This window comes from Sporobacter termitidis DSM 10068, assembly GCF_900130065.1.
Classification (GTDB): domain Bacteria; phylum Bacillota; class Clostridia; order Oscillospirales; family Oscillospiraceae; genus Sporobacter; species Sporobacter termitidis.
This window is the reverse complement of record NZ_FQXV01000002.1, coordinates 61,996-79,896: the sequence shown is the minus strand read 5'-3', so window position 1 is coordinate 79,896 and position 17,901 is coordinate 61,996. Positions and strand designations below refer to the sequence as shown.

16 protein-coding genes are annotated in these 17,901 nt (G+C 58.8%); 9 read left to right on the top strand and 7 right to left on the bottom strand.

The window, feature by feature from the left end:
• The first annotated feature begins 51 nt into the window (after positions 1–51).
• The 3 genes from BUB60_RS03970 to BUB60_RS03960 are packed head-to-tail and all read left to right on the top strand — an operon-like array spanning position 52 to position 2,787.
• Positions 52–363 carry a PadR family transcriptional regulator gene (locus BUB60_RS03970; protein ID WP_073076367.1) on the top strand — a complete coding sequence of 104 codons (312 nt, stop codon included), beginning with the start codon at positions 52–54 and terminating at the stop codon, positions 361–363.
• Positions 363–1,565: a DUF2812 domain-containing protein gene (locus tag BUB60_RS03965; RefSeq protein ID WP_073076366.1), complete on the top strand. Its 1,203-nt coding sequence runs from the start codon at positions 363–365 to the stop codon at positions 1,563–1,565. The genes BUB60_RS03970 and BUB60_RS03965 overlap by 1 nt, the downstream gene beginning before the upstream one ends.
• A 31-nt stretch (positions 1,566–1,596) precedes the next feature.
• Complete coding sequence (locus BUB60_RS03960; protein ID WP_073076365.1) at positions 1,597–2,787, top strand: DUF2812 domain-containing protein; 1,191 nt, start codon at positions 1,597–1,599, stop codon at positions 2,785–2,787.
• Between the two features lie 25 nt (positions 2,788–2,812).
• On the opposite strand, the gene BUB60_RS03955 is transcribed toward BUB60_RS03960, so the two are convergent.
• The gene (locus tag BUB60_RS03955) at positions 2,813–3,415 is read right to left on the bottom strand and encodes a L,D-transpeptidase family protein (protein WP_242941147.1); all 603 of its coding nucleotides are present in this window, start codon (positions 3,413–3,415) and stop codon (positions 2,813–2,815) included.
• A 191-nt stretch (positions 3,416–3,606) separates the two neighbouring features.
• Between BUB60_RS03955 and BUB60_RS03950 the strand changes: the two genes are divergently transcribed.
• Positions 3,607–4,566: a ribose-phosphate pyrophosphokinase gene (locus BUB60_RS03950; RefSeq protein WP_073076364.1), complete on the top strand. Its 960-nt coding sequence runs from the start codon at positions 3,607–3,609 to the stop codon at positions 4,564–4,566.
• A gap of 33 nt (positions 4,567–4,599) precedes the next feature.
• Complete coding sequence (pth, locus tag BUB60_RS03945; RefSeq protein ID WP_073076363.1) at positions 4,600–5,190, top strand: aminoacyl-tRNA hydrolase; 591 nt, start codon at positions 4,600–4,602, stop codon at positions 5,188–5,190.
• 52 nt (positions 5,191–5,242) lie between these two features.
• Here pth and BUB60_RS03940 read toward each other — a convergent pair whose 3' ends face one another.
• The 3 genes from BUB60_RS03940 to thrS form a co-directional block, all read right to left on the bottom strand.
• Positions 5,243–5,452, bottom strand: a complete 210-nt coding sequence (locus tag BUB60_RS03940) for a hypothetical protein (RefSeq protein WP_073076362.1) — start codon at positions 5,450–5,452, stop codon at positions 5,243–5,245.
• Positions 5,453–5,797: 345 nt separating this feature from the next.
• Positions 5,798–6,415 carry a spore cortex-lytic enzyme gene (gene sleB / locus BUB60_RS03935; protein ID WP_084726256.1) on the bottom strand — a complete coding sequence of 206 codons (618 nt, stop codon included), beginning with the start codon at positions 6,413–6,415 and terminating at the stop codon, positions 5,798–5,800.
• 275 nt (positions 6,416–6,690) lie between these two features.
• A complete protein-coding gene (gene thrS / locus BUB60_RS03930) occupies positions 6,691–8,442 on the bottom strand; it encodes a threonine--tRNA ligase (RefSeq protein WP_073076360.1) in 1,752 nt (583 codons plus the stop codon).
• Positions 8,443–8,654: 212 nt separating this feature from the next.
• On the opposite strand from thrS, the gene BUB60_RS03925 reads away from it, so the two are divergent.
• A complete protein-coding gene (locus BUB60_RS03925) occupies positions 8,655–10,181 on the top strand; it encodes a S1C family serine protease (RefSeq protein WP_073076359.1) in 1,527 nt (508 codons plus the stop codon).
• Between the two features lie 94 nt (positions 10,182–10,275).
• Here BUB60_RS03925 and BUB60_RS03920 read toward each other — a convergent pair whose 3' ends face one another.
• Positions 10,276–11,454 carry an acetyl-CoA C-acetyltransferase gene (locus BUB60_RS03920; protein WP_073076358.1) on the bottom strand — a complete coding sequence of 393 codons (1,179 nt, stop codon included), beginning with the start codon at positions 11,452–11,454 and terminating at the stop codon, positions 10,276–10,278.
• A gap of 198 nt (positions 11,455–11,652) precedes the next feature.
• Between BUB60_RS03920 and mobA the strand changes: the two genes are divergently transcribed.
• The 3 genes from mobA to BUB60_RS03905 all read left to right on the top strand — a co-directional run bounded on the left by mobA (position 11,653) and on the right by BUB60_RS03905 (position 14,089).
• The gene (gene mobA / locus BUB60_RS03915; RefSeq protein ID WP_073076357.1) at positions 11,653–12,243 is read left to right on the top strand and encodes a molybdenum cofactor guanylyltransferase; all 591 of its coding nucleotides are present in this window, start codon (positions 11,653–11,655) and stop codon (positions 12,241–12,243) included.
• Positions 12,244–12,393: 150 nt separating this feature from the next.
• Positions 12,394–12,759: a cupin domain-containing protein gene (locus BUB60_RS03910; protein ID WP_073076356.1), complete on the top strand. Its 366-nt coding sequence runs from the start codon at positions 12,394–12,396 to the stop codon at positions 12,757–12,759.
• 142 nt (positions 12,760–12,901) lie between these two features.
• A complete protein-coding gene (locus BUB60_RS03905; protein WP_073076355.1) occupies positions 12,902–14,089 on the top strand; it encodes an alanine racemase in 1,188 nt (395 codons plus the stop codon).
• A gap of 49 nt (positions 14,090–14,138) precedes the next feature.
• Here BUB60_RS03905 and BUB60_RS03900 read toward each other — a convergent pair whose 3' ends face one another.
• Positions 14,139–14,951 carry a 4Fe-4S dicluster domain-containing protein gene (locus BUB60_RS03900; RefSeq protein ID WP_073076354.1) on the bottom strand — a complete coding sequence of 271 codons (813 nt, stop codon included), beginning with the start codon at positions 14,949–14,951 and terminating at the stop codon, positions 14,139–14,141.
• Positions 14,952–14,968: 17 nt separating this feature from the next.
• On the bottom strand, positions 14,969–17,686 hold the full coding sequence (locus BUB60_RS03895; protein ID WP_073076353.1) for a molybdopterin-dependent oxidoreductase: 2,718 nt from the start codon (positions 17,684–17,686) through the stop codon (positions 14,969–14,971).
• Positions 17,687–17,901 lie beyond the last annotated feature (215 nt).

The following is a 17,901-nucleotide window of genomic DNA, read 5'->3' as shown; positions in this document are numbered from 1 at the left end:
GTCGATAATATAATGATATCGACACACGATATTGCTTTTTGTGGAGGCCGTATGGCAAAGAAGACGCTGGAGCTGCTGACGGAGACAATGTTTTACGTCCTGATGGCATTCAATAAGCGGGACATGTGCGGGACGGACGCGGCGGAATATATCGCCCAAAAGACAAAGGGCCGGCTCACGCTCGGCCCCGGGACTCTATATACGATTCTCGCCAAGTTCGAGGAAGAAAAGCTGATCGCGGAGGTCCACGTCAGCGGGCGGAAAAGAATTTATACGATCACCGAAAAAGGCAAAGCGGCGTACCGGGAGGAGCTGGCCCGGCTGCGGGCCTGCATCGCCGACGCGGAAAGCGGGGACGCGTGATGGATAAGGACAAGACCTGCAGCAGATACGCCCCTGTCAATAAATACGATATCCCCGGCATGGAGAGCTGGCTTGAGGACATGGCGGCCAGGGGCCTTTTTCTCAAGGGCTTTACGCTCGGATTCGGGGATTTCAAAAAGGGCGCGCCGAAACAGGTGCGCTACCGCCTGGAGCTGGCGGGAAAGGAGAAGGACGGCCCCGACGCCGAAATTTATCAGCTCTATCGTGACAGCGGCTGGCGCTATATCACGACGTTCCAGAAGCGCTTTCATATCTTTATGGCGGAGGACAGCGCCGCCCGCGAGCTCCATACCGACCCGGTGGTCCAGAGCTATACGCTCGACAAGCTGACCAGGGAGCTCGTCGTGTCGTCGGCGATATCGGCTGTCATGATGGCGGCTTTATTAGCGGCGCTGATATACGTCATTATTAGTGGCAGCTTCGTCAGGAATGTCATTCTCAATGCCACGGCTGCGAACCTTCTGGCTTTGCTGTTCTGGCTGTTCGTCGATGCCCGCAGCCTTACCTGGGCGATTCAGGTTTACAGGCTGAGAAAACGGCTCCGGTCCGGACTGCCGATTGCGCATCGAAAAAATTACCGCCGCGGCGCGGCGGCGCAGTACGCTGAGATTGCGCTTTGGGGCATCGCCGCGGCGGCGCTGATATCGGGCTGGGTCCTTCAGGCAAATATGGGGCTAAATCATAGTTATCGGTTGCCGGAGCTGCAAAAAGAAGGCATCCCCATCGTAGCCCTGTCAAGCATCGAGCAGGGCAGGACTACCGCTGAGGGCGGGAATCAGTATGGAAGCGGCTGGAAGGAATACTCGCTGCTTGTCCCGGTCCAGTATGTGATTTCACAGTACGGCTTCACGGAGACGGCGGGCCAGACCGGCGGGAACGGGATGCCACAGGTGTCGATGACGGCCTATTACTACAGGCCCGCGTTTGCGTTTCTGGCGAAACCGCTCTTCGATGCGCTTGCCGGTGAGGGCCGGGGGACCGGCGCCGAAGCTGACCGGAGGACGCTTGACACGCCGCACCTGGACGGCGCGGTCTACACGAAGCGTGAGGAGGCTCAGGGCGGGCAGATGCAGCGGCTGGTGGCGTATCAGGGCAGCCAGGTGATCCTCGTTTTATACCAGGGCGATGCCGATTTATCGGGCAAGCTCGATATCGTGGCAAAGGCCCTGAACGGGCAATAAAGAGAAATAGTGTTGAAAGAGAGGACGCGCGATGGGAAGCGAGAGGCTGTACAGAAGACTCAGTCCCGTTCAGCTGTACGACATTTCGGGCCTGGAGACATGGCTTGCCGACATGGCGGAAAAGGGTTATTTCTTTTACGAGTTCGGCTGGCTGTTCTGGCAGTTTACAAAAGGCGCGCCGAAAACCGTCCGTTACCGGCTGGAGCCCGCGGGGAAGGACGACGACTATCCCGACGTGGAGCAACGGCAGCTGTATATGGAGCGCGGTTGGCATTATATCGCCACCATCCGCAAGCTCTACCACGTTTTTATGGCGGAGGATGCCGCCGCGCCCGAGCTCCATACCGACCCGCGCATCCAGAGCTACACGCTGAACAATTTAAACCGGCAAATGAAGGCGTTTATGATATTGTTTGCCGTGATATTCACATTGATTGCGGGGACCATTGTCCGTACCGCCGCGCGTGGGAGCTTTGTCAGCGATTATATTCTCAACGCCAACGCCTTTGTCTTTCCCTTTTTGGTGCTATGGCTGCTTCTCGGCGGATTGCAGATTGTTTATGCCGCCAGAATGATAAAGCTGAAAAAGCGGCTGCGTGCCGGAATCCCTTTTGAGCATCATAAGAGCTACAAACACGGTATGGCGGCAAGAATCATGGAACTTACGCTCTGCTGCGTCCTTGTCGCCGTCTGGATCGCCAATCTTACCGTCGACAGCGGCTTGAGCCTGAATTCAGGCAGGTTTGACGATATAAAGCCGCTGTCTGAGCTGAGCGCGGATATCCCGGTCCTGCGGCTGTCGGAGATCGAGCAGAGCGCGGACTTTGGCGCTGATTATGGCAGCATTGTGAGCCTTGTCGGAGACACCTACTGGCGCGGGTATACGCTCCTTGTCCCCGTACAGTATTCGATCTCCCAGCACGGTGGAATTAAAGACGGGGGAAACGTAAATATGACAACGTATTATTACAGGCCGGCGTTTGACTTTTTGACAAAGCCGCTCTTTGACGAGCTCGTCAAGATGTACTGTGGAATGAACGGAGCCAACAAGAATTACGAGGTGCTGGACCCCGAAGCGCTGGAGGGCGCCGTCTATGCGCAAAATCTGGACGGGCAGCAGCTGGTGGCTTACAAGGGCAATCAAATTTTTGTCGCCTGGTATCAGGGCGACGAGGATTTGACGGAGAAGCTGCCGCTGATCGCCGAGATACTGGGCGGCTGAAGCGGCAAAAAATGATATGCCCCGGCTACAGCCCGCTTCGCTCCGGCCTGATCATGATCTCCGGGGACAGCGCGGGGTCGAGCCATTTCAGGATACGGAGCAGGCCGGGCTCGTCGACGGCGATGCAGCCGGAGGTGGGCCGCGTTCCGCAGTGGAGGAAGACGGCGGAGCCTTTGCCGGGGATGATATTCTCCATGTTGTATTCGACGACGACGGCCCAGGCGTAGCTGTCCGGGTAATCGAGCAGATGCTCGGCGCCGCGCCAATCGCCGCCCCCGGGCGCCTCCACCCAGGTGTTGTAGTACGGCGACAGCGGGTCGTCGACCCAATAGCTTTGCGGCGTGATGCGCCGGTACGGCATCCTGGTGTCCGGCTTTTCCCGGACGCCGAAGGCAGCGCCAAGCGGGTAAAGCCCCGTTGGGGTCCGGCCGTCGCCCTCCCGCTTGTCGCCGGAGACGCCGTTCCTGCCCACAAAGCCGGCCAGCGCGCCGGGCTCCGCGGCGAAATGCCAGAAGCCGCGCCGCTTTTCCAGGCACCGGATCGTCGCGGAGACGCCGTGCGCCGTGACGAGCAGGCGCTGGCGGCTGACCGGCGCCGCCGGGTCGGGGCGGCGATGCAGCTTTCTCACGATGTTTCCCCCTCTTTCATCCGTTTAGGGCAAATGGAATTGGTTTATCATTGAGACATAACAAGAAAAGAATTAAAAATAGCGGGAATTTCGGTAAATCGTGAAAAATGAGCCAGACTATTTTTTTTCGGAAAGTTATCTGATATAATACGGACATCACAGATATCCTGCAGCGAAAGAGGGGGATTACAATGGTTTCACACGGAAAAGATATAAAAATCTTTGCGGGAAATGCCAATAAGCCGCTGGCCGAAAACATCTGCCGCAACATTGGGATCAGGCTGGGGGATTCAAACGTCACAAGCTTTTCGGACGGAGAGATTTCCGTTTCACTTTATGAGTCGGTACGCGGCTCGGATGTTTTCATAATCCAGTCTACCTGTGGACCCGTCAACGATCATCTTATGGAGCTTCTCATTATGGTGGATGCCTGTAAGCGCGCGTCGGCCGGCCGTATCACGGCGGTCATCCCGTATTTCGGTTACGCCCGCCAGGACAGAAAGGCAAAAGCCAGGGACCCTATATCCGCGAAGCTGGTGGCAAATCTCATCACATCGGCAGGAGCCGACCGTGTGCTCACGATGGATTTGCATGCTTCACAGATACAGGGTTTTTTTGATATCCCGGTCGACAATCTTTTGGGCAGCCCGCTCTTCTCCGAATATTACATCAAAAGATTCGGCGAGGGCGCCGACGACGTGATCGTCGTCTCCCCGGACGTGGGCTCTGTGGCCAGGGCGCGCACGTTCGCCCTCAAAATGGGGCTCGGGCTCGCGATCATCGACAAGCGCCGCGAAAAGGCCAATCAATCCGAGGTCATGAACATCATCGGCGAGGTCCGGGACAAGAGCGTCATCCTGTATGACGATATGGTGGATACGGCCGGGAGCCTGGTGGGCGCGGCCAAGGCGCTTATTGAAGTCGGCAAGGTCAAGGAAATCTATGCCTGCGCCACCCACGGCGTCCTCTCCGGCCAGGCCATCGAGCGGGTCAACGACAGTTATATCAAGGAGCTCCTTTGCCTGGACACCATCCCGTATCCGGGGGCTGTGCCCAGTCCGAAAATCCGGTACCTCTCGGCGGCGCCGCTGTTTGCGGAGGCCATCGAGCGCGTCTACGAAGAAGTATCGATCTCCACGCTGTTCAGATGAAGCAGTATATGTCGCCGTTTCGGAGCTTTTGATATGTTCTTGAGAAAAAATACCGGGCCGGTTTCCTGGATCGTCGTTTTTCTCGGCAACCCCGGCGCCAAATACGCCGGGACGCGCCACAACGTCGGGTTCATGACGGCCGATGAAATCGGCAGGACGGCCGGCGTCAAAATCGACCGCCTCCGCTTCAAGGCACTGACAGGCGCCGGGACGCTGGGCGGCGAAAAGGTCTTTTTGATGAAGCCCCAGACGTATATGAACCTCAGTGGGGATGCCGTCCAGGAGGCCGTGCGGTTTTACAAGCTGCCCATCGACCGCGTCATCGCCGTCTCGGACGACGCGGCGCTCCCCGCCGGCAAAATCAGAATCCGGCGGAACGGGTCCGCCGGCGGCCACAACGGCCTGAAGGACATCATCGCCAAATGCGGCGGGGATAATTTTCCCCGCGTCAAAATCGGTGTCGGCCAGCCGCCCCACGCCGATTACGACATGGCCGACTGGGTGCTTGGCGCCTTTGCCGGCAAGGACAAGGAGCTCATCGCGGACGCGGTAAAAACCGCCGCCGCCGCCGTGGAAACCATCGTCGCCCAAGGCATCGACAAAGCGATGAATATGTATAACTGAGCATAAAAAAACTGCCGTTTACGGCAGTTTTTTGGTGCGATAAAAAGTAGAATTATCCGGCTTTTACTTCTAAATGTTCGACACGCTTTTTTAAATCCTCGACTTCCCGTTCGAGCTCCCACTGCTTTTCATGGGTAAGCTTATATCCATCAAACAGGGAGTCGATACGTTTTGTAACGGCATTTTCAATCATAAGATTGATTTTTACCGTTTGGGTTTCAATAAGCCTTGAAACTTGATCCAACAGTTCCTCGTTCGTCATTTGTATCACTCCCTGATGTGATTATACGGTTCCGGTACTCGGCTGTCAAGGTGCGCCGCGCATTGGGTTATCGCGGAGGCATCGACAAGGCGATGAATATGTATAACTGCGCATAAAAAACTGCCGCATATGCGGCAGTTTTTTATATGCCTTTGTGAAAGTCGGGGGACGTGGATTCCCGCCTTCGCGGGAATGACAGTACGGGGTACTCGGCGTGGTTCCGCCTTTGGGGATCACAGGGGCAAGGTTCCCTCTCGTCCGGCGCTCCGCGCCGCCTTCCCCGGGGGGGAAGGCTTGGGGTATGGGGCGGAGCCCCATACCTTTATTGGGCGGGTGGGCGGGCATTTACGAGCAGAAGCGGTGCTTGCCGATGACCACGATGAGGGGGCGGGACCAAATCCAGGCGCTGGTGGCGGTGGACGGGTTGAAGTAATAAATCGCGCCGCCGGAGGGGTCCCAGCCGTTCAGCGCGTCCTGGGCGGCCTTATAGGCGCTGTCGGAGACAGGCGTGTAAAACTGGCCGTCGGAGAGGCAGGTAAACGCGCCGGGCTGATAGATGACGCCCGAGAGCGAGTGCGGGAACGAGGGATGCTTTGTCCTGTTGAGCACAACGGCGCCGACGGCAACTTGTCCGGTGTAGGGTTCGCCCCGCGCCTCGGCCGAGATGAGGCGCGCCAGGAGGTTGACGTCGTTGGAGCGCGACGTGGCGCCGGAGGAGGTGTTGATGCCGATGGCGGCCAGCGTTTTGTCGCCGGCGACACCGTCGGCCGTCAGGCCGTTTTTGCTCTGAAAATATTTGACGGCCGATTCCGTCTGGCTGCCGTAAACGCCGTCGATACCGTCAGAGTAATAGCCCCAATCGGAGAGCTTTTGTTGTATCTGGGTCACGACGGAGCCGGTGGAACCTTTCTTGTACGCGGCGGCGTCCGCTCTCTGCACACATTGGATCAAAGAGATCACCATGATGTTGATCGCAAAAATGATAGCCAGTGACAGTGCGAGCTTTCTTTTATTCTGCAAAGTAAAAACTCCTTTGAATCATAGTGGCTGTAATCATAGTGTACGAGCACTGCCGCGATGTTATGTAATGTAAATTTTGTCGACGCGTCGTTGAAGCGCAAAAAAAAGAGCACGGCGTTTTCGCCGTGCTCAGCCTGTAGACAAACCCTTTTTCGATATAAAAGCTTCGCAGAATTTCCGCCGTGCTTAGAATATTTCGATTGCGGCTTTGAAAGAGATCAGACCGCGCGCGTATCTTTTTCCGCCGTGATGGCCGCGATAAAGTCGTCGAGCTTCATTGCGCCCTGATCGCCCCCGGCGCGCTTGCGGACGGTGACTGTGCCGTCCTCGGCCTCCTTGTCGCCCAGCACCAGCATGTAGGGGATTTTCTGCATCTGCGCCTCGCGGATCTTGTACCCGATTTTTTCGTTCCGAAGGTCGGTTTCGACCCGGAAGCCCTTGCCGTTCAGTGCCGCGGCGACCCTTTCGGCGTAGTCGCGGCTGCGGTCCGTGATGGGCATGACGATGGCCTGCACGGGCGCCAGCCACAGCGGGAACGCGCCGGCGAAATGCTCCGTCAGGATGCCGATAAACCGCTCCAGGGAGCCGAAGGCCACCGTATGGATCATGATCGGGCGGTGCTTTGCCCCGTCCGCGCCCGTGTACTCCAGCTCAAAGCGCTCCGGCATCTGAAAATCCAGCTGGATCGTGCCGCACTGCCAGGTGCGCCCGATGGCGTCCTCCAGGTGGAAATCGATTTTCGGGCCGTAAAACGCGCCGTCGCCCGGATTCAGCACGTAAGCCTGCCCGTGGCGGTCCAGAACCTCCTTCAGGATGCTCTCGCTGTAATTGCGCATCTCCTGGCTGCCGATAAAGTCCTCCGGGCACGTGGACAGCTCGATGTGGTAGTTAAAGCCGAAGAGCTTGTACACGCTGTCGATTTTATTGATGACGCCGAGGATTTCGTCCTGGACCTGGTCCTCCGTCATGAAGATGTGGGCGTCGTCCTGGGTGAAGGCGCGCACGCGCATCAGGCCGTGGAGCGCGCCCGACAGCTCGTGCCGGTGGACAAGGCCCAACTCACCCACGCGCATGGGCAGGTCCTTGTAGGACCACATGCGGCGCTTGTAGCTGAGCATCGAGCCGGGGCAGTTCATGGGCTTGACGGCGTAGTCGCCCTCGTCGATTTTTGTGAAATACATGTTTTCCTTGTAGTGGTCCCAATGGCCGGAACGGTGCCAGAGCTCTTCGTTCAGGATGATCGGCGTTTTGATCTCCTGATAGCCGCATTTCCGGTGCAGCTCGCGCCAGTAGCTCTCCAGCTCGTTTCGGATGACCATGCCCTTGGGGAAGAAGAACGGGAAGCCGGGGCCCTCGTCAAACAGCGCGAACAGGTCCAGCTCGCGGCCCAGCTTTCTGTGGTCGCGGCGCTTGGCCTCCTCGATGCGCTCCAGGTGCTTGTCCAACTCGTCGCGGGTCTGAAAGCAGGTGCCGTAGATGCGCTGCAGCATCTTGTTGTCGGAATTCCCGCGCCAGTAGGCGCCTGTAGCGCTGGTGAGCTTAAAGGCGTTGGCCTTGATCCGGCCCGTGCTGTCCACGTGGGGCCCGGCGCAGAGATCGGTGAATTCTCCCTGCTTGTAAAAGCTGATGACGGCATCCTGGGGCAGGTCGCGGATGAGCTCTGCCTTATACGGCTCGCCGAGCCCCTCCATGAATTTGACCGCCTCTTCCCGGGGGAGCTCAAAACGCTCCAGGGGCAGCTTTTCCTTGATGATCTTCCGCATCTCGGCCTCGAGCTTTTCCAGCGTCTCGGGCGTGAAGGGCTCTTCGGTATCGAAATCATAATAAAAACCGTCGGCAATGGCGGGGCCGATGGCGAGCTTCGTGCCGGGATAAAGCCGCTTGACAGCCTGTGCCAGAATGTGCGACGTGGTATGGCGGTACGCTTTCTTGTAATCCTCGTTCTCAAATGTATACAAATTATCGGACATTCGTATCATCTCCTATAAATTTATAAACTATCATGATAACGAAAACGTGTCAAGCGCGTCGGGACATGACACATTCTCACGAAATATCATGTTTTTTTAAAAATGTTTTAATTTTATTCATGCATTATACATAAAGAAGCTTTATGATACGATTGCTTAATGAAATATTCTGCTTTGGGAGAGCAATTTTCACAGCGAGGAGGAACCGTTTAATGTTTAATGAAGATGAAAATAGAAGCGGCGCCGATTTCACCGGCGGCGCGCCGTCGCCGGAAAATACGCAGGAGCCCCGGATCGCGCCGGAAAATACGGACGGGGTCGTCGTCGAGCCCCAGCAGCCGAAGCCGCCCGAGCCGGAACAGGAGCTGAGGCGGCCCGCGGGCCCCAACGTCTATTATGAGCCCTGGCAGGAGCCGGTGTACCGCCCGGCGGCACCCGGCCAGGAGCCGTTTTCCCCCGGGCTCCACAGCGGCTCGTACTATATACATCAAAGATACCCGGTGTTTGAGCAGCCGCCTGTAAAAAAGAAGAAAACCTTCTGGGCGGGCCTGGTGAAGGCTGTCTGCCTCGTACTGGTCTGCGCGCTGGCCGCCGGCGGCACGACGTACGGCGTCATACAGCTCAGCGGCGGCGGGAACCGCCAGGTCATCGTGGGCTCCGGCAACGGGTCCGCCTCGGATAACGATGCGGCCGCGAGCAGCTCGCCGGGAGGCTCCTCCGCGACGAATCTGACCGCCTCGGGCGCCGTCATGAGTGCCGAGAACATTTACGATATGGCCGTCAACCAGGTTGTCGGTGTCAATTCCGAGGACAAAACGTCCAATGTTTTCGGCCAGGCGACGAACGCCGCCGTCTCGGGCTCCGGCTTCGTCATCTCGACGGACGGGTATATCGTCACCAACTATCACGTCATTTCATACGCCGTCGAGCAGGGCTTCACGCTGACGGTCATGATGCACGACGGAAAGTCGTATCCGGCGAAAGTGGTCGGATACGATCAGGACAACGACCTGGCCGTCATCAAAATCGACGCCACGGGGCTGAACGCGGCGACGTTCGGAACCAACAAGGACATGAAGGTCGGCGACGCGGTCTACGCTGTCGGCAACCCGCTGGGCGAGCTCACCTATACGATGACAAGCGGCATCGTCAGCGCCCTTGACAGGGTGATCACGGAGGAAGACGGCACCGGCATCAACATGTTCCAGATCGACGCGGCGGTCAACCCGGGCAACTCCGGCGGCCCCGTTTACAACGACAAGGGCGAGGTCCTCGGCATCGTTTCGGCCAAATATTCCAGCACCGGCATCGAAGGGCTCGGCTTTGCCATCCCCATCGACGACGCCAGCGGCATCATCTCGGAGCTTATTTCCAACGGCCGCGTGACCGGCAAGCCGTCCATCGGCGTTACGGTGGAGACAGTGTCCAGCACGGCGGCGCAGTATTACAAGATGGTCGCCGGCGCGTACGTCGACAGCGTCCAGAGCGGCTCGGCCGCTGATAAAGCGGGCATCAAGGTCGGCGACATCATTGTAAAGCTCGGCAATACGGCGGTGACCGACGTCGGCTCGCTCAAAACGGCGAAAAATATGTTTAAGGCCGGCGATACCACCACGATCGTCGTCAACAGACAGGGCCAGGAGCAGACGCTGAACATCACCTTTGACGAGCAGGGCGTCACCGCCACGGCAATCCAACCCCAGCCCGGCTTCGGCGCGCAGGACAGAAACGACAGCTGATGCCGCGCCGGTAATAATAAATCCCGCCGTTATCGTGAGATAGCGGCGGGATATTTTATGCGTTATACGTTTTCGGGCAGCGGGGATCGGGCTGTCAGACCTTTTCCCAGATGGTGGCGACGCCCATGCCGCCGCCGATGCACAGGGTGGCAAGGCCGCGTTTGGCGTCGTCCCGCTTGAGCATCTCATGGACGAGGGTAACGATGATGCGCGCGCCGGAGGCGCCGACGGGATGGCCCAGCGCCAGCGCGCCGCCGTTGGGATTGACCTTGCTCATATCAAAGCCGAGCTCGCGGGCCACGGCCACAGACTGTGCCGCGAAAGCCTCGTTGGCCTCGATGAGGTCCATGTCGGAAATCTTCAGGCTGGCCTTGCTCAGCGCCTGCTTGGACGCGGGGACGGGGCCGACGCCCATGATCGTCGGGTCCACGCCGCCCTGGCCCCAGGAGACGAGCTTCATAAGCGGCTTGAGGCCGTGCTTCTTCACCGCGTCGCCGGAGGCGAGGATGATGGCGGCGGCGCCGTCGTTGATGCCGGAGGAGTTGCCGGCCGTGACGCGGCCGTCTTTTTTGAACGCGGGGGACAGCTTGCCCAGCGCTTCCATGGAGGTCGCGCGGGGGAACTCATCCACCTTGAAGTCGACGATCTCTTTTTTGACCTTCACCGGGACGGGGACGATCTCGTCGTTAAACCGGCCGGAGGCGATGGCTTTCGCGGCCTTGTCCTGGGAGGCGAGGGCGAACGCGTCCAGATCCTCGCGCGTGATGCCCCATTGGTCGCAGATATTTTCCGCGGTGACGCCCATGTGATAGTTGTTGAAAGCATCCGTCAAGCCGTCGTTGACCATGGTGTCGACCATGTTGGCGTTGCCCATGCGGGCGCCAAAGCGGGCCGTGGGGACGGCGTACGGCGCGGCGGACATGTTCTCGGTGCCGCCGGCAAGGATGATCTCGGCGTCGCCGGAGGCGATGGCGCGGGCGGCCTCGATAACGCTCTTCATGCCCGAGCCGCAGACCATGCCGACGGTGTAGGCGGGCACCTCGTTGGGGATACCGGCGCCGATGGCCACCTGGCGCGCCACGTTCTGGCCGAGGCCAGCCGTAAGTATGCAGCCGAACATCACTTCATCCAGCTTGTCCGGAGAAAGGCTGGCGCGCTCAAGCGCGGCCTTGGCGACAATGGACCCAAGCTTGGCCGCGGGGGTATCCTTTAAGCTGCCCCCAAAACTGCCGACGGCCGTCCTGCAGCAGCTGACCAAATAGATATCTTTCATAAATTTCCTCCTCACCCGATAAACGGTACGCAAAATAGCTTATAACGCAATAAAAAAGCCTTATAACGGCTTTAACTATACAACCGCGGCCCTTAAAAGTCAACCCGGAGCGCCCTTTTTTGGGGGATGGGCGATAATAGTATTTTCCGATAAAGGGAATTATGTTACAATGCACTGATACGAAAGGGGGGATGGCGCATGTCGACGGCGGTAATTCTGGCCGGCGGGGAAAGCCGGCGGATGAAAAGGGACAAGCTGGCGCTGCCATACGGCGCCTCCTCGCTGCTGGCCTCGGCCGTCCGCCGCTTTTCGGAATGCTTCGACACGGTCTGTATCAGTGTGGCCGATGCCGAAAAGTATCCGGAAATCCAGGCCGGGCGCATTGTGGACATCTATAAGGGCTGCGGCCCGATGGGCGGGCTGCACGCCGCGCTCACGGCGACGGAGGAGGAGGGGGTGTTCCTGGTGGCGGCCGACCTGCCCTACGCCGACCCCCGTGCCGCGCGCCGCGTTATGGAGCTGGCCGGGACGAGCGATATATGTATCACCGCCGGCGTTACCGCGCGGTACGAGCCGCTGTTTGGATATTACAAAAAAACGGTCCTGCCCCACGTGGCCGCCGCCCTTGAAAGCGGCAGCTACAAGCTCGCGGCGCTTTTCGACAAGGTCGATGTGCGCATCGTGTCAAAATCGGAGCTCGGCGGCCTGTGGCATGACAAGCTCCTGCTCAACATCAATTATCCTGAGGATTACGAAAAACTGATCCGCGAAAAAAGGCGGGATTTATAAGCGTTATTACCAAAACCCGGCGCGCGCACTTGAACTTTGCCGGGCGCCGTGTTACAATGCCGCATGTAATCATTTTTATGTACGGACAGCTTTTACTCAGTGCTGCAGCCGGTTATCGGCGATTTTGAATAAACGAAAGGGAATGATTTCATGAGTTACAAGATTACAAGGAAGAATGAAGCCTATACCTACGAGGCTCCGGGCCATTTTGATGTACGCACCACCCGCCTGCACGACGCCAAGGACGTCAACCAGGGCGGCATCACGATGGGGCTTTCCCACTTCCTGCCCGGCGGCGGCTGCAACTACGGCGCGAACGCCAAGGAGACGGTCTACTATATCGTCGAGGGCCAGATGTACTTAGAGAGCGAAGTCGGCACGCCGGATGAAATCAAGACCACCCTGTACGCCGGCGATTCCTATCACTGCGGCCCGAACACGAAGAAATCGGTGCTCAACACGGGCACGACCTCCTGCCAGATGCTCGTCGTCCTGATCACCCCGCCGCAGGAATAACATTTACTGTACTGAATAGCAAGGGAGCCGGACTCTTTGAGGTTCGGCTCTTTTTATGCCGAGAATATCTCTGATGTATAGTTACATCATCCGGCATCTGTGTTAGAATCGAAAAGCAAGATTTTCTATGAGGATGTGTGCTATGAGCTCGTTCAGATGGATACCGGAGAAGGCTTTTGGGCCAAGGCCTGTCGTCCGTATACGGGATATCGATGCGGTCGTTCACAATTACGGATTGTTCAGGGAAAAAGCGGCGCGGACAAATTCCATTTGCGCGGCGGTGGTAAAGGCGGAGGTCCATGGGCTGCAGATGAAGGACGCGGCCCCGGCGTTATACGAGGCGGGCGCCCGGTATTTCTTTGTCGAGGAGCTGATCGAGGGCATAAAGCTCCGCGGGCTCCTGCCGCATGGGGACGCGAAGATTTTCGCCATGGCAGGGCTTTTGCATGGCGAGGAGCGGTATTTCAAGGATTATGACATCATCCCCTGCGTCAACTGCCTGGAACAGCTCGAACGCTGGAACAGCTACTGCGGCGCGCACGGCGGCGCCCCGGTCGTCATCCATCTGGACACGCATATGAACAGGCTGGGGCTCCTGGACGACGAGGTCGCGCTGCTCGGCCGGGACTTTTCGGCGCTGACCGGAAATCTCACCGTGGAATTTTACATGAGCCATTTTTATGACATCAAGGGAGACGACCACACAAACTGCTTTCGCCAGTATGACGTTTTAAAGCGGTACCTCGGACTGCTGCCGGCCCGGCCCGTGTCGTTTGCCTGCACCGACAGCGTGATACTCTTGGACAACACGATTTTCAATATGGATATCATACGGCCGGGAATCGGCCTGGTGGGCGGCGCGCCCAACGCCCGGTCCCCGATATCGCCGGACGCCAGGCACACCCTGGAGATCTACGCAAAAATATCGCAGATCAAAGCTATCAAAAAGGGCGAAACCGTCGGCTACAGCGGGGCCTATACGACAAAGCGGGCCACGAAGCTGGCACTCGTGCATATCGGCTACAAGGACGGCTACCTGAGAAACCTCAGCGAGACGGACGCCGCCCCGAAGGGCGTTTACATGGTGATCGGCGGCTATAAGGCGCCGATCATCGGGAAAATCTCGCTGGGGATGACCACCGTCGACGTGACGGATATCCCGGAGAATATCCTGGAGAAATACAGGTACGCCGAGGTCGTCGGCCCGAACGTCGACATCAAATTTCTGGCCGATCAGGCGGGCTGCTATGAAATCCTGGCGGCCATCGGGCGGCCAAACGAGAAATTTGCGGACTATACGCTGCGGGAATTTCAGAATATGTTCCCGTAAACGAAAAAACCGGCCATGTGTAACGATGGCCGGTTTCGACATGCTTCGACTATTTTCGCGCCAGCGGAATGTCGCCGAGGTTGACGTCCTTTGTGGCGTCGACGTTTTCGAATACCTTGTACTCAAAGCCCGGGGCTTCGATGACCACGTCGTATTTGCCCTGGGCTAAGTCTTTAAGCCAGAAGTCGCCGTATTCGTCGGAGCGGACCTCCACCGTTTTGCCGCCGTTGGTGGCCCTGATGCGGGCGCCGATGACGACTTCCTTCTCAATGGGGTCGTAGACCGTGCCGGCGATGAATTTGCCGGGGATGTTGCGGTAGTAGACCTTCGGATGATTGCCGGTCTCGGGCCGGCGCACGGTGGCGCCGACGATGAAGTCCTGCATTTCGGATTCCTCGCCGAACATCAGGGCGTCCGTGGGGCAGGCCTCCACGCAGCGGGGGAGCTTGTAGCCGTTGTCGAGAAGATGGGCGCAGCCGGTGCATTTCTGGGAGATGCCCAGCTCCTCGTTGAAGTAGATGGCCTCGTACGGGCAGGCGGTTATGCAGGCCTTGCAGCCGTCGCACTTTTCGGGGTCGATGATAACAAGGCCGTCCTCGCGGCGGTAGATGGCGTTTTTGCCGCAGGCCTTCATGCAGGTGGCGTTTTCGCAGTGGTTGCAAAGCTGGGAGATATAGTGGATTTTCACCTTGGGAATGGTGCCGCCCACGTTTTCCTTGACCTTGATCCAGAACTGGCCGATCTCGGGCTGGGGGCGCGCGTAAGGCGCCCAGTCGTTGCCCACGTGCTCGTCCTTGCAGGCCAGCTGGCAGTTATAACAGCCGTTGCACTTGGCCACGTCGATACAGAATACTTTAGACATAATGGTGAGCTCCTTCTTTATCCGACCAGCCAGCCCTCGAGGCAGACGCCTGCGGCCGGGTCGATTTTGCGCGCGAAAGCCCCGGGGTAATCGCGGCGCCAGGCCGCCATCTCCTCATCGGTCACCTTCTGCACCTCCACCAGGTAGCCGGAGGTGGCCATGCCGGTGGAATTCTTGGACGTCAGGGCCGTGGGACAGATGGAGTTGATGCAGCCGCCGCGGTCCAGGACGCCGGGGATAATGGGGTCCAGCCGCGCGCCGTGGTCCACGTAGCAGGTATGAGGGATAAGGCGCTCGGTGACGTAGGCGCCGCAGAGGACGGTGCCGCGCTCGTTGAAGACCTTGACGATATCGCCGTGGCGGATGCCGCGCTTTTCGGCTTCGGCGGTGTTGAGCCAGACCGGCTCGTACTGGTACCCGTCCTTGCCGCGGATCTTCATCGTCTCCACCTCCCGGTTCCAGATGATGTCGTCGCACTGGGCGTGCATGCGCCAGCGCCCGTGGTTGGACATGCACAGAAGCGAATATTTTTCGGCGCGCGGGCTGGAAAGCCGCTCGTCGTGGGTCTCGCCCCGCTCGATCCACCGGGGGACGGGCGGGCGCTCAGGGTCGTCGGGCATATATTTTTCGATGTGGGTGGAGGAGTATTCCAAAAGGCCCGTGGGCGTGGTCAGCGGATTATTCTCCGGGTCCTTGAAGAACTCATAGAGCCCGGCCGGCAGCTCCTGGGCGTCCGGCTTGCAGGGGACGACGTAAATCTTCTTTTTCCGGAACTCTTCCCAGCTCATGCGCTCCTCGCAGCCGGAGGCCTTGTAGAAGAAGCGGACACGCTCCTCCTCGGACATGTTGCAGGTGTACGCGTCGTAATACTCCTTGCCGAGCTTTTCCGCCACCTTGGCGCAGACGTCGAAGTCCGATATGGACTCGCCTACCGGCGGGCAGCAGGGCTCCTCCAGGTAAACGGAGACAAAGGCGCCGCTGGAGAGGTCGCTGGCCAGATCGTTCATCTCGTGCTTTGTGGAGACGGGGAAGATGATGTCGGCAAAATAGCAGTCGTTTTCCAGCCACGGGTGCTGGGCGACGATGCATTCGATATCCGGGTGCTGCATGGCGCGGATGGACATATTGCCGTCGTTCCAGCAGGTGACCTGGCACGGCGCGTCCGTCCACATCATATGAACGCGGGAGCAGCCCTCCCGGGGATAGACGATCTTTTCAAATTCATATTCCGCCGTCGGCTGCCGGCAGTTCTGGGCGTTGGGGATCTGGCTGGAGGAAAAGCACTGCAGGCCGTACCATTCGGCGTGCCCCTCCAGGATCGCCTTGTGGATGAGGACGCGGGGGATGAACTGCTTGGGCGCGGGGAACTGGCGGAACAGCTCGATAAGCTCCGGCGCCCGTTTGGCCTGATCCGGCGTCAGCGTGAAGCGCTTCATGTTGATGGACGGGTCCACGTCCCCCTCAACGGGGCGCAGGGGGTCCGCGATATGGGGGACGGCCGGCATGAACTCGCCCTGGTACGGGAGCGGGAAGTCCTTGTTCCAGAGGTTCCACTCGATCATTTTCGCCTGGTGGACACCCGGCTTTCCCACGGCGCGCATGCCCAGGAGCATGACCTCCAGCCGCGCCGGCTCCGTGGCGTAGGGCCCGCGGATGTAGCCGCCGCCGTTGGCGTGCAGGATGGAGGCCGTCTTTTTGGCCCAGTCGCGGGCCAGGGCCTTGATCGTCCACTCGGGGACGCCGCACTTCTCGCTGGCCCAGGCCGGCGTTTTCGGCACGCCGTCCTCGCGGCCCAGGACGTAATCCTCGAATTTATCGAAGCCGTAGGCGTGGGTGGCGATGTACTCTTTTTCGTAGGTGCCCTCCGTCAGCCAGACATAAGCGATGGCCAGCTGGAGCGCCGCGTCGGTGCCGGGGAGGACGGGAATCCACTTGTCGGCGTGGATGGCCGCCCCGTAGTTCAGGTCCGGGCAGACGTAAACGCTTTTGAGCCCGATCTTTGTAAACCAAGAGCAGAGCCGGCTGGGCAGCTGGCTGACGACGCCCAGGGGCGTCGTCTCCGGGTCGCAGCCCCAGAAGAGGAGCAGCTCGGCGTTTTTGGCGATGTCCGGATAGAGGTTCGTCATGGGCATCATCTCGCCCACAGGCTCGCAGCCCCAGACGTGCTTTGCGCCCCAGAACCAGCCTTCCCAGCTGTCCATGTTGCGCATCTGCAGCGTGTAGCCGCCCATGAGGGATAAAAGCCTGTTGGGGCAGCCGTGGCTGGGGGCCACGTGCTTGCCCTCACCATGCATGTCCGCCTGGCACAAAACGGCCTCCGGGCCGTAAGTCTCCTTGATCCGGACGAGCTCGTCCGCCACGAGCTGCGCCGCCTCGTCCCAGGAGATGCGCACATAGCCGGATTTTCCGCGGTTTTGCGGGTTCCGCTCGCCCTTGGGGTCCCAGTCCACGCGCTTTAAGGGGTAGCGCACGCGGTTTTTGGAGTAAACGCGCGACTTGTAGCCCAGGCCGAAGGGCGTGATGGTCACGCGGTCCGGGGCCATGAACGTGCTGCCCCGGGCTTCGATCTTCCAGGGGTTGCAGTATTTGTCCGTATATTCCTTGTCATAGTGATACGGCCTGATGCGGGTGATCCTGCCATCCGTCGAGTCGACCAGGCACGGCCCGCCGCTCTCCGGCCCCATCAGGCTGAAGCTGATAATGTTTTGTTTATCGGGTTTGAATTTCTTGTCCATATCATACCTCTGATGAGCTGCCGGCGCGCCGCGGAATGCTCGCACCGGTGCACCTTTAGTATACATAATATTATGTATAAAGGGAAACGCAATCAGGGATGAATGGTTACAACCGATAGGCTGTAAATGGTTTGGGTCGCCGGCGATTCTCCATATTTTTAAAAATAAAAAACGGAGGGATACACTTGACATTGGTATTGTCCCAAGGTTTATAA

What these genes read in the sequence shown, in the direction of transcription:
- BUB60_RS03965 (WP_073076366.1), top strand. Translation starts at nt 363, where the DNA reads ATGGATAAGGACAAGACCTGCAGCAGATACGCCCCTGTCAATAAATAC.
- BUB60_RS03895 (WP_073076353.1), bottom strand. Translation starts at nt 17,686, where the DNA reads ATGGACAAGAAATTCAAACCCGATAAACAAAACATTATCAGCTTCAGC.
- BUB60_RS03900 (WP_073076354.1), bottom strand. Translation starts at nt 14,951, where the DNA reads ATGTCTAAAGTATTCTGTATCGACGTGGCCAAGTGCAACGGCTGTTAT.
- pth (WP_073076363.1), top strand. Translation starts at nt 4,600, where the DNA reads ATGTTCTTGAGAAAAAATACCGGGCCGGTTTCCTGGATCGTCGTTTTT.
- BUB60_RS03950 (WP_073076364.1), top strand. Translation starts at nt 3,607, where the DNA reads ATGGTTTCACACGGAAAAGATATAAAAATCTTTGCGGGAAATGCCAAT.
- BUB60_RS03905 (WP_073076355.1), top strand. Translation starts at nt 12,902, where the DNA reads ATGAGCTCGTTCAGATGGATACCGGAGAAGGCTTTTGGGCCAAGGCCT.
- mobA (WP_073076357.1), top strand. Translation starts at nt 11,653, where the DNA reads ATGTCGACGGCGGTAATTCTGGCCGGCGGGGAAAGCCGGCGGATGAAA.
- BUB60_RS03920 (WP_073076358.1), bottom strand. Translation starts at nt 11,454, where the DNA reads ATGAAAGATATCTATTTGGTCAGCTGCTGCAGGACGGCCGTCGGCAGT.
- BUB60_RS03970 (WP_073076367.1), top strand. Translation starts at nt 52, where the DNA reads ATGGCAAAGAAGACGCTGGAGCTGCTGACGGAGACAATGTTTTACGTC.
- BUB60_RS03925 (WP_073076359.1), top strand. Translation starts at nt 8,655, where the DNA reads ATGTTTAATGAAGATGAAAATAGAAGCGGCGCCGATTTCACCGGCGGC.
- BUB60_RS03910 (WP_073076356.1), top strand. Translation starts at nt 12,394, where the DNA reads ATGAGTTACAAGATTACAAGGAAGAATGAAGCCTATACCTACGAGGCT.
- BUB60_RS03960 (WP_073076365.1), top strand. Translation starts at nt 1,597, where the DNA reads ATGGGAAGCGAGAGGCTGTACAGAAGACTCAGTCCCGTTCAGCTGTAC.
- sleB (WP_084726256.1), bottom strand. Translation starts at nt 6,415, where the DNA reads ATGGTGATCTCTTTGATCCAATGTGTGCAGAGAGCGGACGCCGCCGCG.
- thrS (WP_073076360.1), bottom strand. Translation starts at nt 8,442, where the DNA reads ATGTCCGATAATTTGTATACATTTGAGAACGAGGATTACAAGAAAGCG.
- BUB60_RS03940 (WP_073076362.1), bottom strand. Translation starts at nt 5,452, where the DNA reads ATGACGAACGAGGAACTGTTGGATCAAGTTTCAAGGCTTATTGAAACC.